Consider the following 15,134-nt stretch of genomic DNA (forward strand, 5'->3'; position numbering starts at 1 on the left):
GTATCTCGTGTAAAGTGAAAATAGGAACGAATAGTACAATTTAAAGTTGTAGTTTACCTTAGTAATTTTCCAAAATTACTCAAAGATCTGAATAAGAAAAGATAGCCTCAACCAATAGAAAAACTGATGCTAAAAAACTAAATTTTAGCAAACATATGGCTCATGAAAATGACTGATGAAATAAGTTACCATAAAGCGAAATATTTTAAGACATGGCAGCACTAACACCAAACTTCCCCCGCCATTCAAGATCCCTTTAAAAGAAAACTGGCTAATGTGTCATATATCAAAAAAAAATTTCAAAAAATGCGCTGTATTGCAAAAAAAATGATACGACAACCAAGTACTTTTTCTCACAAATTCCAAAGAAAGCTAACTTTGAGAATCTTTTTCGTTAGTATCAAATAAGGTGAGAATTTTTTATAAGAGAGCACAGACTGTTATGAACAAAAAAGGCAGCACAGCGTGCTGCCTTTTTTCAAAGTGCATATTTTGTATCTTATTAGAACTGATAACGCATTCCGCCAGAAAAAGTAGTTCCAGAAAAACCAGCTTTTGTAAGCTTGTGCTGATACATCAAGTCTCCATGAAGCGCAAGATTTGGAGACAATCGAGCATTAATACCTAATCCAGCTTCTACAGAAGAACCAAAGGCACCCAACTGGAAAGCATCTTTAAAGTGAACAGACTGCTTTTTCTCGAAACTATGAGCAAGATGAAGCTTACCATAGAAGAAGACAGCACTTGCATCTCCAATTTCAAAGCCAGTAGGATTTTTAGTCAAACGCCCACCAACACGCACTACCCATTGATCAAGCTTGCCCATATTAATGTCAAAATTGTCAACATCACGTGCTTCATTAAACTGAAGATTTTGATAAACAACCTGAACTTGTGGATCAAGAACAAAACCTTCATATCCTGTCACAAATGCTTGACCTCCAGTCAATGAAACACTTAAAGGATTTCCTTTCAACGTTGCAGTTTTGCCTCGTGCAAGGGTGAGAACATCACCTTTAAACAGACCATAGGATAAAAGACCATCTACGTAGAAACCTGCGTCATGCTGCATGCTACCATATGCTGTAACGGACCATTTATCCAATGCGCTTTCTTGACTTCTTTCAACTTCCAAAGGTTGCAGAGAAAGTTTTCCATAAGTTCCCATAACACCAAAGGATACAGTGCTATATACATTCTCGATTTCTTGGAGCAAAATGCCTGCTTCTACAGCGTTATAACTCAAATCTCCTCCATAACCATACTCAAGTTTAGATAGATCTGAAGCATAACGGTAACTACCACTATAGCCACGCAAGAACAAAGCAGGATTTTCGTGAGCTTCCGATATTCCACTAGAAGCAGTCCGCATAGCTTCTAATTGCTTATTTTGATTGCTAATATCCATTAAGCCAACATGGAATAAGCTATTTGGAGTAAGCAGATAAGTTGGAACTTGTGGAACAACCTTAAACCTTACATCACGTTCAGGATGAAGTGTAGATTCGAACGTATTATCTACAGAAGGTGTAGGTAAAGCATGTGCAGAATCAGTCACATCAACAAATTGATTTTCTAGACGGAAATCCCAAAAATCTTTACCACCTTCAACCAACTTCTCATCAAAGTACACCGTCTGTGAGCGTGCCGTCGGACCATAAGAACGAAGAGCATATTGGTAAGGTGAATTTCCTAACGCAACATAATCACCATTCAATTTGAAAGAATCTGCCTCTGCTGTTCCATAAACCTGAATAATTGAAACACCATGAGCAGTTTTAGCGCTTTCTTTGTTTTGCTCTACACTGTCTGAAACAGCGTGTACATGCACTATAGTTTGTCCAGAAACACCACCATGAATTAAGAGACGATCTGTTACTTGATCACTACTCAAATCTTCAGGGTTCAAACGCGCATTTAAGTGAATTGAAGCATTCTCGTGCGCACTATAGACAGTACCACTTCCATTGCCAATGCGGAGTGTTTGATATGGTGATCCTCCTTCAGACGCTGAAGATATAAACTTAATAGCACTGTCTTTAAGACTGATAGATGAAATACTTGAAACAGTGTCACTAGCTTTCTTACTCTTTGTTAAATGCCATTCCGATCCATTAGATAAATCTATCTTAGCATGAGAATTGCTGTCAACACGAGCTCCCCCTATCAGTATAGAGTTATTAGCTGAAATCGATAGGTCAGAGTTATTCTCAGATCTCAACAGTAAATCACCAGAGAGTGTTGTTTTCTCCTCTAAAGAGATACGACCTTTGAAATTATCACCATAAACAGCAGTACTATCTTGAGCTTCAAAACGCGTTCCCTTCAATGAAATCGTCGTTACTTCACCTGCAAGATTTTCCTGTGGCAATACCAAACCTCGCTTCGCCCGTACTGATTTAGTAGCACTATCACCTTGAGCCTCTGATACTAACACTACTTGGTTTGCTTTTTCTGGCGTCGTACTTGGCTCACTAACGTCTTTTTGTACACTATCATTTTCAACATTTAATACCAGCGTTTCTTTCTCTTTTCCTTCTGGTATCTTGTTTAAACCTGACTGCTCGACGTTTTCCTGTAACGCCCCATCTAAATACATACCGTAAGATTTGTCACCACTCACTTCAATAACTGAACCTTCAATAGTAGCTATATTCTGAGCTCTATCAGTACCACTATTCACAACCCATAAACCATGGCTATCGGTATCGACAGTCCCGTGATCAAAATCAATAGAACCACCATTACTTAATAAAATGGCTGCTCCATCAGCAAGTGACGAAGAGTTCGGATCTACACCTTCTCTCTTTCCAGTGATGCTCACACCTTTTAATGTAGCATGCCCTCCCGATGCTGACCTTACCGCTACCCCATTTGTAAAGTCAATAAACCCTTCATTCATTGACACGGTACTACCGTTACTACTACTCAGACCAGCAACAGCCAAAGGTCCTCTTACATTAATTTCTATACCATCTTCTAAGCGAATAGACGATGCAGAATCAGCCAGAGCACCTACATAAAGGGCGTCAATCATCCCACCAGTCATTTTGACCGATCCACCTGACTGAGCTTCCACGCCAATTGGAACAGACATAATTTTTGATTCCTTTATAATAGCTTCTCCATCTTGTTCTGCAAGAACAGCACTCACAAGCTTTTTCAATATAATCCTGTCGCGCCTCTCAGATACAAGACCTGCACCAATGATATTCACTTTTTCCATGGTAACAGTTGTCTTATTATTATCCACTTCCTCCCCATTGCCTGCATCAGCACTTGTCTGCGCCCTTTTTACACGCACAACATGCTGATTATGATCACTCATTTGAATAACTTTATCCGTTATTGTGTATGATTTACCATCTTGACACCAAACAGAATTTCCCTTCGAAATTGTTTCATTCGCATCAGTACCGCATGCAGAATTACTAGGTTTTTCATCAGCATCACCAGTACGCGCAGACGCATCAGATAGAACGCTTACAAAATAAACGGGATGCGTAACAGTTTTAGAAGGAGCAGGAGGCGGATTATTAATAATTACGTCATCAGAAATAAGATTCATAATAAATTTAGAACCGTCACTATATCTAAATACATCTCCATTTTGAAGATACTTAGGCTCAGAAACAAGCTTAATAACTGTAGGATCACCAGAAGCAGTTTCTACAGAAGAAGCTGTTGCATCTTCTTGAACAGGTTTTTTAGCAGCTGCATCAGTTGTATCACTACGAGTAACATCTTCAGTAACCTTATCGCTCAGAGCAGGAGCTGCTTCACTTCCATCTACAGAAGGCGCAATGTCATATGCGATTTCAGAACCTGAAGACGTAGAGTCAGGCAATTTTGTAATAGTTATACTCTCTCCAGTATCTAAACCATATGCGACGTCATCTACAGAAGGTACAATGCTATATTCAACTTCAGAACCTGAAATCGTAGAATCAGAGTCAAGTAATTTTACAATAGTTATACTCTCTCCAGTAACTGGATCAAACGAAATAATGCTAGAAGAGCTAGATGGAATTATATAAGGATCTGTAGGCAAAATACCCCCAGCAGCTGCAGTTTCAGAAGCTACAGGTGCATCTGCAGAAGGAGTTGAAAGTACGTCTGCAGGATTAGGAATCACAGGCTTAGTACTAGAAGCAATTACAATTTCATTATTTATCACTTCCTTCTCTAAGCGGAAATCCCAAATTTTTCTATTTGTGTCAGTTTCACCATCGAAACGCACCTTTACAAAACCCGCATCGACTGGCACGATTTCATCGGTTGGAGCATAAGCACGAAGAACATATAAATAAGGAGCATCTCCTAGCGTAATATACTCACTACCCAGTTTAAAGGAATTTTGCTGTGCTGCTCCAGAAACCTGAATAACGGAAACACTGGAAGCGCTTCGGATATTTTGAGCACCGCTTCTTTTACTTCCCTTAACGCCTTGCACATTTACTGTAGTTGTTCCAGAAACATCACCATCAATGAAAAGTCGATCAATGACTTGTTCGTCACCCACACCGCTAAGATCCTGTTGCGCTTTTAAATAAAGCACAGCACGATCACGCGCATTATAAACTACACCACCTGTTCCATTTCCAATATAAAGTGTTTGATACTTGTATCCCTGACCTGTTTCACCAGAAAACTGAATATTACTATTCTCAATATCCACAGACGAAACACATGCACTCATATTATTCAAACATGAAACGTTTTGTCCAGTTTGTGTTAACAACCATGATGAATAATTAGATAAATGAATTCTGGCTAGAGAAGTGCTATCCGTATCAGCACCACCCAAAATCGAAGAACCATTAGACAAAATGAAGACATCAGACCCGTTTTTAGATTTTAACAAGAACTCACCAGAAAGCATTGCACCTTCTTTTAAAAAGACATGTCCCGCAAAATTATCAGCATAAACAGCTGTACCATTTGGAACCCTAAATGTAGCATTTTTTAACAAAACGGATCCTAGATTTTTTGCAGGAGCCTGCACTTGCGCAGCTCTGCGCACTCTCAAATGATCTGCTTGGAATTCACCAAAATACATACCATAAGAACCTTGGCCATTCACTGTAATATCTGATTTTTCAATATTAGCCTGTTTTGGACCTTCTGCATCAATCGGATCAAGACTGTTATAAACATCACCGTTACCGCCAGTTACACGCAACCCAGTGAAATCTGTAACATTAACGTTCCCATTAATAAATGTAACAGAACCACCATCCTTTAATAGGAAAGCTGAACGCGTATCGTTTTGCTCATAACTAAAGTAACTCGCATTAGCGATTTTAACTCTGTCTAATGTAACACGTCCTTCAGATCCTTCAGACTGAACCCCTACCCCATCCACAGTAACTGACCCACCTGTCATTTGTATTGTGCCACTCTTACTCAAAAGAGCAATTGCGCCTTTATTATTTTTGCCCATCCTGATATCTGTGCCATTTAAAGTAACAGTTGAATCCTGACCTGATTGAACTCCTACCCCTTGAGTAGAAATTTTCCCTTTTGTCATTGTTACTGTACTGCGGCCTTCACTAACAAGACCGATTGCATCTTCATTATCAATCATCCTGATATCTGCGTTATTTAAAGTAACAGTCGACACCTGATCCGCTTTAATTCCTACTCCCCTTGCAGAAATGAATCCACCATCCATTGTTACGACAGAGTTGTCACTCTCAATACCAGTTGAGTCTTTATCTTTCCCCATCTGGATCTCTGTTCCGCTCAAAGTAAGAGTTGATATCTTACTTAACTGAATCCCTACCTTACCAGCAGAAACCGACCCATCATCCATTTTTATAGTAGAGTTGTCACCGACAAGACCTATTGAGTCCCCATTTTTCCTCATATCAATTTTTACATCGTTTAAAGAAACTATTGATTTCTGACGCGACTCAATTCCTACCTTATCTGCAAAAATAGACGCACGATCCATGTCTATAGTAGAGTCGTCACTGATAAGACCAATTGAGTCTTTATTGCTTTCCATTATAATCTCTGTACCATTTAAAGTAACAGTTGATTTTTTACTCGACTCAATGCCTACCCCCTTCGCCAAAATTGCTCCATCTTCCATTGTTATGGTAGAATTCTCACTAACAAGACCCTTTGCGCTTACATTGTCCTTCATCTTAATTCGTGTGCCACTTAAAGTAACAGTTGAATCTTGAGTTTTAATTCCTACACCATTTGCAGAGATCTCTCCCCTATCTACTTTTATTATACTGCCCTCTTCACCAATAAGACCAACTGTGTCTGCACTGTTCCCTCCCTCAATCACTGTGCCTTTTAAAGTAACAGTTGCGTCCTTATTCAGCGCTTTAATTCCTACTTTATTTGCAAAAACTGATCCCCCTTCCATTGTTAAAGCTGACGGCTTGCCATACACTTCCTCGACCTTAGAGGTTTCAACAAGAATACCAATTCCGTCTACACCATCACCCATATCAACATCTGTTCTTATTAAAGTAACCTTTGACCCTTGTTTTGCTGCAACCCCCAGATTATTTGCCAAAACCAGCCCATCTTTTATTGTTATGGTAGAATTTGTACCAACAATACCAATCGCAGCTGCATTATCTCCCATCTCAATCATTGTACCATTTAAAGTAACAATTGAATCATCAGCGCTAATTCCTGTATCATTTGCGACAATCAATCCACCTGTCATTGCTAAAGTAGAGCTATCACTTATAATACCAGTTGCGCCTACATTATCCCCCATATCAACCACTGTATTGCTTAAAGTAACATTTGACTGCAGAGTTGATTGAACTCCTGTCCCTTTCGCAAAAATCCACCCATCTGTCACTGTGATTGTACCAGAAGTAGAATAAATACCAATTAAAGGGAAATTTTTCTCCACATCAATCTTCTTCGTCGGCTCATCAGCAATTGTTATCTTTGTTACAGTAACAAGCTCCGTCCTTTCTACAGCCTTTTTTACAGTCTTCTTTAAAGCATCAATCTCCGTCTTTGCTAAAGTACCAATCTTCGTCTTTGTTAAAGTGACTTCTGACCCACTACCCTGCGCGTCAACTCCCCTATCAGTTGCAGAAATCGACCCACCTGTCATTGTTATTTTACCACCCGCGCTCTTAAGACCGGTCGTTTCTCCAACTTTCCCTGCACTAACCGTTGTGCCTGTCAAAATAATCTCTGCCGCATTTGACGATTCAGCTCCTACTTTACCTGCAGAAACTGACCCATTTGTCATTGTTAGTTTTCCGCCCTCACTCTTAAGACCAATGGAATTTTCATGTCGCTCCATTTGAATCTGTGTACCATTTAAAGTAATCTCTGATCCCTGACCCGACAATTGAGCTCCCAATTTCTGCGCAGAAATTGTTCCACCTGTCATTGTTATTGCACCGCCATCACTGCTCTTAAGACCAATGGAATCTGCATGTTGATCCATTTGAATCTGTGTGCCACTTAAAGTAATAAATGCATCTGCACCCGATGATTGAGCGCCTACTTCACTTGCAGAAATTGATGACCCATTTGTCATCTCTATTGCACCGCCATCACTACTCTTAAGACCAATGGCAACCGCATTAGCCCTCTCACCAACCGTGATACCGCGCAAAGAGATTCTCGATCCCTGACCTGACGATTGAGCGCCTACCTTATTTGCAGAAATCGACCCATATTCAGCATCTATTGCACCACCACTATCACTGCTAAGACCAATAGCATTTGCACTACCCCCCATCGTAATCTGTGCACCACTTAAAATAATTTTTGATTCTTGACCTGATGATTGAGCGCCTATCTTCTTCGCAGAAACCTCCCCACCTGTCATTGTTATTGCACCACCACCATCACTGATAAGACCAATAGCATCTGCACTATCCCCCATCGTAATTTGTGCACCACTTAAAGTAATTGTTGATTCTTGACCTGATGATTGAGCTCCGACCTTACCTGCAGAAACTTCCCCATCTGCCATTATTATTTTACCGCCCTTACTCTTAAGACCAATAGAATCTTTATGTTGCCCCATTTGAATCTGTGTACTACTTAAAGTAACTTCTGATCCTTGACCCAATGATTGAGCTCCTACTTCAACTGCAGAAACTACCCCATTTGTCATTGTTATTGCACCACCGCCCTCACTCTCAAGACCAACAGCACTCACATTTACCTGCACAGCAGGCGTCGTAGCTTTTAAAATAACAGTTGACCCCTGATCCTTCGCCTTAACACCTATCTTACCTGCAGAAATTGATCCACCTGTTATCTCTATTTTACCACCGCTCTCACTGATAAGACCAATAGCATCTGCACTATCCCCCATCGCAATCTGCATATCACTTAAAGTAACTTCTGATCCCTGACCTGATGATTGAGCTCCTATCTTCTTCGCAGAAATCTCCCCACCTGTCATCGTTATTGCACCACCACCCTCACTGATAAGACCAGTAGAATCTTCATATTGACCCATTTGAATCTGTGTACCACTTAACGTAATAGTTGCTCCTGCAGCCGACGATTGAGCCCCTACTTTCTTTGCAGTAATTGCCCCTTTTGTCATGTTTATTTGACCGCCATCACTCTTAAGACCAATGGAATCTGCATGTTCAACCATTTGAATCTGTGTATCACTTAACGTAATAGTTGCTTCTGCAGCTGACGTCTTAGCGCCTATCTTACCTGCAGAAACCCCTCCACCTGTTACTGTTATTGTACCACCCACACTCTCTAGACCAATGGAATTTGCGTGCTGTTGATCCATTTCAATCTGTGTATCACTTAACGTAATAATTGCTCCTGCAGCTGACGTTTTAGCTCCTACCTTACCTGCAGAAATCTTCCCACCTGTTACGCTTATGTTACCGCGATTTGCACTGGCAAGAGCAACGGAATTTGCGTATTGCCCCATTTCAATCTGTGTGCCATTTAAAGTAATTTCCGCATTTTTGTCCGATACCCCCGACGAGAAAACCCCTACATTCTTTACAGCAATTGACCCATTGATCATATTTATTTGGCCGCCCGCATTCATAAGACCATACTTACCTGCACCATCCCCTTTTTGAATCCGTACGTTATTTAAAATAATTTTTGTACCATCGTCCGATGTGTTAACTCCTATATTATCTGCAGAAATCGTTCCACCTTGCACATTTATTACACCCCCTTCCTCACCTAAAAGACCAACGGAACCTGCGTGTTTGCTCATTTCAATCTGTGTACCGGTTAAAGTAATAACCGCGTCTTCACCTGATACTTTAGCTCCCGTCTTCTTTGCAGTAATTGACCCATTGGTCATGGCTATTTGACCGCCCACACTCTCAAGACCAACATCACCCGCATTTGCCCCTTCTTGAACCTTTGTACCAGTTAAAGAAATAGTTGCCCCTACAACTGACGTTTTAACCCCTACCTTCTTCGCAGCAATTGACCCATTTGTCATATTTATTTTACCGCGCGCACTCTCAAGACCAATGGCATCTGCACTGCTCGTATTGCCCCCCATTTGAATCTGCGTGCCCGTTAAAGTAATGGTCGCTTCTGCAACTGACGTTTTAGCCCCTACCTCCTTTGCAGCAATTGACCCATTGGTCATATTTATTTGACCGCCCGCGCTCTCAAGACCAACATTACCCGCATCGTCCCCTTCTTGAACCTTTGTGCCAGTTAAAATAATGGTTGCGTTTCCACTGGATGTTTTAGCCCCTACTCCCTTTGCAACAACCGACCCATCTGTCACTGTTATTCTGCCGCTCTCATTTTCAAGACCAATAGCACCTGAATCGCTTGTACTGCCCCCCATCTGAATCTGTACATTGTTTAACGTAACATTTGCATCATCCGACGTTTTAACCCCTACCTTCTTTGCAGCAATTGACCCATTTGTCATTGTTATTGTGCCGCCCGCACTCTCAAGACCAACATCACCCGCATCTGTCCCTTCTTGAACCTTTGTGCCAGTTAAAGTAATGGTTGCACCTGTCAACGTTTTAGCCCCCACCTTCTTTGCAACAATCGACCCATTTGTCATTGTTATGTTACCCTGTTCACCCTCTAAACCAATGGCATCTGCACTGCTCGTATTGCCCCCCATTTGAATCTGCGTGCCAGTTAAAGTAATGGTCGCTCCTGCACCCGACACTTTAGCCCCTTTTTCCTTTGCAGCAATTGACCCATTTGTCATGCTTATTTGACCGGCCGCCTTACTCTCAAGACCAACATCACCCGCATCACCCCCTTCTTGAACCTTTGTGCCACTTAAAGTAATGATTGATCCTGCATTCGACGCTAAAACCGCCCTGTTCTTTGCAGCAATTGACCCATTTGTCATGTTTATTGCACCACCCGCACTCATAAGAGCAACATCAGATGTCTTGCCCCTCATTTGAATCTCTGTGCCAGTTAAAGTAATGGTCGCTCCTGCATTTGATTGTGCTCCTACTCCCGTTGCCGCGCCCGCAGAAATCGACCCACCGCTCATTGTTATTGCACCGCTCTCTCCCAAAAGACCGATTACAGCGTCTGTATTCTTCATATTAATCACTGTATCTTGCAACTCAATAGATGATGACGCACCCGTAGTACTCGCACCCACAGCAAGAGCACCAATCGCTCCATCTTTTATCGTGATTTTCCCACCTTCTATAGCTTTAAGCCCAACTAGGAAACCATCAATCTTTGACGGAGTCTCACCACTTTTCTCTAAAGTAATATATGATCTTGCACCCGCTTGCACAGCAACACCCTTAAAAGAAGATAGATTACCTTGCTTAACATCTTCCGCATTCACAGTGAAATTTTCACCAGTAATAGACACGCCTTTTGCTATAAAATATGCCTCATCTGAATCCTTTACAGGCCGAACATAATACATGTGAGAATATTTTTGAGTCTGCGATTGAAGATTAAGGCGCGTCGTCGATGGTTGATCCGAAAAACTGACCCCCACACTTATAGCAGCACTAGTACCCGCGTTAGTAGCCGCATTGCTCCCATCTATCTGAAACTGAGATTCCTCTAACGTATATTCTACACCGTTTTTACCATCTCGCACAACATGTTGCTGACAAGAGCGAGGCTTGATATTTGCCGAAAAAGGATAACAGACCTGCGGATACCCTTCTCCACCTGAAGGTTTCCCTATACCAGCATTCACCCCTTGTAAGAAAAAGAAAACACTTGTTGTGATAGCGCACAAACGCGTATGATTCTTCAACACATTAATCATAGATCTAACTTTCCCAATAAAAAATTGCAAAAACAATGGTTTGCAAAAACATAAATTTAAGTACAAAACGAGACATAATACGAATTCGTAACATAAGATAAACAATATTACAACATAATGTTTTTTATTAATTTATCGTATTGTGCATAAAAATGCCTAAATTAAATTATTTAAACAGAGAAACTCCCTGTAATATTTCCAAGATAAAAGGATGTAGTAATCATGGTCAAATATCTGAAACGGATAGTTTCCGTCTTAATTGTTGCAATGAGCTTTGCAACATTTTCATGGGCAAGTGTGAGTGCTAATTCAACTATAACAGTAGAACATGTCTCAGGCATTGCCACTGTTCCCACTTCGCCTCAAAAGGTTGTTGTGTTTGACCTTGCATCACTTGATAATATGAATCGTCTTGGTATCAAAACAGTTGCTGGTGTCCCTGAAGGGAAAAAGCCTGTGTACTTACAACAATTTGATAATGCACAATATGAAAAAATTGGTACTATTTTTGAACCAGATTATGAGAAAATTGCCGCACTTCAACCCGATTTGATTATCATTTCTTCGCGGACTCAAACCAAATATAAAGATTTATCTAAAATTGCTCCAACTATTGATTTAACCGTTAAAAACCAAAATTCTCTTGAAGATATTGAACGCAATATGATTCTTCTTGGAAAAATTTTTGGCAAAGAAAAGGAAGCAGAAGAAGAGATTGCGAAACTCAAGGAAAATTTAGCGACCGTTCGTCAAAATACCCAAGGAAAAGGTACGGGACTCATATTGATGACCTCTGGTGGAAAAATAAGTGCTTTGGGTTCTAAATCACGTTTTGATATCTTGCACTCTCAATTTGGAATTGCCCCTGCAACTGATAAACTCACTGTGCAAAAACATGGACAACTCATTTCCCCTGAATTTATTCTCGAAACCAATCCTGATTGGTTATTGGTTATTGACCGAGATGCAGCAATTGGACGAGAAGGACAATCTGCAGCACAACTGCTCAACAATGAACTTGTTCAGCGTACAACAGCTGGGAAAAAAAGCCAAATCATTTATTTGGATTCTTGGAGCTGGTATCGAGCAGGTGGCGGTCTTACTGGGCTTAACGAAGCAACTCAGCAAATCAATGAAGCCTTTACAAAAAGCAAATAAGCGCACAAATTAACTTATTTGTCATACAGTCAAATTTAAGAGTGGAGTTTTTTCATAAATGATCTCTACTCTTTTTTGTTTAAGAAATGATTCAACGTGAAAAATTACTGGATAGCCATAACAGTTCTTATTTCGCTGTCAATTTTGAGTATTTTTGTTGGTTATTCTGACGTCACACCTTCTCATCTTTTATCAGGTGATCCCCACGCATGGCTTATTTTCTGGCAAACACGCCTTCCCCGTACCGTTGCTGTACTTTTGGTAGGTGCAGCACTTGCACTCTCAGGCATGATTATGCAATTGCTTACACGCAATCGCTTTGTTGAACCCTCAACTGCTGGAACCGTTGAATCCGCATCTCTTGGCATTCTTTTTGTCATGATTTTCCTCCCTGATATCCCTGTTTTAGGGAAAATGGTTGTCGCAACAATTTTTGCCATGGTTGGTGCATTGTTTTTTATGCTTTTATTGCGCCAAATTCCGCTAAAATCTGTCCTCATTGTACCACTCACTGGGATTATGCTGGGCTATGTTCTTGGTTCTCTAACCAACGCTATTGCTGACTATGAAATGCTTCTCCCTTCTCTTCAAGCCTATTTATTTGGCAGTTTTGCAATGATTCTTGATGGAAATTATGAGCTTTTATGGCTGTCTCTTCCCCTATGTATTCTTGCCTATTTCACTGCTGATCGCTTCACAGTTGCAGGTCTTGGAGAAGATTTAACCAACAATCTCGGACTAAATTATCGTACAGTCATGTTTTTTGGTCTTTTTATTGTCGCATCAATCACCGCCGCTGTAATTTGTACAGTCGGTCGAATTCCCTTCGTTGGGCTGATTATTCCAAACCTTGTTTCAAGTTTCATGGGTGATAATATGCGTCATACAGCTCCTTGGGTAGCAATCAGTGGTGCAGGGCTGGTCTTGATCTGTGATCTTTTGGGACGAATAATCCATCATTCTCTTGAAATTCCTATCAGCACCATGATGGGAATTATCGGAAGCTTTATTTTCATTATGCTTCTTTTACGCTGGAGAAAGCATCTTGGGTAAAAAGAAAGCAACAATACTTGTACTGACAACTCTTATCATAATGGCGTGCACAGTCATCAGTCTTTATATGACATGGAATATCAATATTTATACATGGACATTCCGTCTAACGAAACTTGTTTCACTGCTTCTCATTGCATATACCATTGCAGTTTCGACTGTTTTATTTCAAACAATCGTTAACAATCGCCTTCTTACTCCTTCTATTATGGGATTTGATCAGCTTTATATTTTAATCAAAACTGTCACGCTTTATTTTCTCGGCTCTCTTGCTTTACCCTTTTTAAATGAAGAAGGACAGTTAATTCTTGAAGCTTTCATTCTCATTATCTTTGCAATAAGCCTTTTTCGCTGGCTGTTTTCAGGCAATCTAAAAGGACTCCACTTAACACTCTTGATTGGTGTTATTTTTGGCGGCTTTTTCTTTAGCTTACGCATGTTTATGCAATTACAGTTAAATCCAGATCAAATGATGAATTTAACAGACATCATGTTTGCAAATTTTAATAAATTTAATACATCATTAATAAGCCTTGCCACAATCATTGTTTTCATCGTAAGTTTGGTTAGTTGGCGCTTGCATCGCCTTCTTGATATTCTCGCTCTTGGACGCGAGACGGCGCTCAACCTTGGAGTAGATTATCATAAAAGTGCTACAATTATTCTTATTTTTGTCTCTATTCTTGTATCCATTTCCACAACACTTGTAGGACCTGTCACCTTTTTTGGACTGTTAGTTGCTAATCTAGCCTATGAACTTTCTCCTCAAGCAAAACACAGTGTTGTCGTGCCGATTGCAATATTACTGGCTATCATTTGTTTAGTTGGTGGACAATTTATTTTAGAACAAATTTTCAATATGGCAGGACGCTTAAGTTTCATTATTGAATTTTGTGGTGGGATCTTCTTCTTAACTTTACTGATGAAGGGAAAACTAAAATGATTGAAATTAGCCACCTTTCCAAAGCCTATGGAGCGAGATTGATTATCGATAATTTATGCCTTCATCTCCCCAAAGGGGGGATCATTTCTCTCATTGGTTCCAATGGTTCTGGAAAATCAACCCTTTTAATGATGATAAGACGTCTTCTACCAAGTCATCATGGTACAATTAGTATCGACGGCTTTGACATTTACAAAATGCCTCACGATATTTTGGCTCAAAAGCTTTCACTTTTGCGTCAAGATAACCCTTTATCCGTTCGTCTCACTGTGCATGATTTAGTAAGTTTCGGTCGCTATCCTTATTCCAAAGGTCGCTATAACAACGAAGATAAACAATTTATTGATAGTGCACTTCGATATTTCGGCTTACAAGACTTAAAAGACCGCTTTTTGGATGAACTATCTGGAGGACAAAGACAGCGCGCTTTTATCGCAATGGTTATCTGCCAAGATCCCGATTATCTTCTGTTGGACGAACCATTGAACAATCTTGACATGAAACACTCCGTTTCCATGATGAAGCAATTACGCCGCACAGCCGATGAACTTAAAAAGACCATTCTCATTGTCATGCATGATATTAATTTCGCATCATCTTATTCAAATATGATCGTTGCACTCAAAAATGGTAAAGCAGCTTATTGTGGAACACCAAAAGAAATTATGCAGCCAGAAATTCTTAAAGATATTTATGATATAGATATTCAGATACAAACAATCCAAGGCGTACCAATTGCCCTTTATTATCAATGAA

Annotated in this window: 5 protein-coding genes; 4 read left to right on the forward strand and 1 reads right to left on the reverse strand. The window is 40.3% G+C overall.

Annotated elements, in window-relative coordinates; all coding sequences use genetic code 11:
* Positions 1-502 precede the first annotated feature (502 nt).
* The gene (locus tag ACMFKV_RS02190; RefSeq protein WP_413154402.1) at positions 503-11,224 is read right to left on the reverse strand and encodes an autotransporter outer membrane beta-barrel domain-containing protein; all 10,722 of its coding nucleotides are present in this window, start codon (positions 11,222-11,224) and stop codon (positions 503-505) included.
* A 222-nt stretch (positions 11,225-11,446) separates the two neighbouring features.
* Between ACMFKV_RS02190 and ACMFKV_RS02195 the strand changes: the two genes are divergently transcribed.
* The 4 genes from ACMFKV_RS02195 (at position 11,447) to ACMFKV_RS02210 (ending at position 15,133) form a co-directional block, all read left to right on the forward strand.
* Positions 11,447-12,382, forward strand: a complete 936-nt coding sequence (locus ACMFKV_RS02195) for a siderophore ABC transporter substrate-binding protein (RefSeq protein WP_413154403.1) — start codon at positions 11,447-11,449, stop codon at positions 12,380-12,382.
* Between the two features lie 96 nt (positions 12,383-12,478).
* A complete protein-coding gene (locus tag ACMFKV_RS02200) occupies positions 12,479-13,435 on the forward strand; it encodes an ABC transporter permease (RefSeq protein WP_336288110.1) in 957 nt (318 codons plus the stop codon).
* The gene (locus ACMFKV_RS02205) at positions 13,428-14,378 is read left to right on the forward strand and encodes an iron chelate uptake ABC transporter family permease subunit (protein WP_336288111.1); all 951 of its coding nucleotides are present in this window, start codon (positions 13,428-13,430) and stop codon (positions 14,376-14,378) included. The genes ACMFKV_RS02200 and ACMFKV_RS02205 overlap by 8 nt, the downstream gene beginning before the upstream one ends.
* Positions 14,375-15,133 carry an iron ABC transporter ATP-binding protein gene (locus ACMFKV_RS02210; RefSeq protein ID WP_336288112.1) on the forward strand — a complete coding sequence of 253 codons (759 nt, stop codon included), beginning with the start codon at positions 14,375-14,377 and terminating at the stop codon, positions 15,131-15,133. The genes ACMFKV_RS02205 and ACMFKV_RS02210 overlap by 4 nt, the downstream gene beginning before the upstream one ends.
* Position 15,134: the final 1 nt, after the last annotated feature.

This window comes from Bartonella propinqua, assembly GCF_047263965.1.
Classification (GTDB): Bacteria; Pseudomonadota; Alphaproteobacteria; order Rhizobiales; family Rhizobiaceae; genus Bartonella.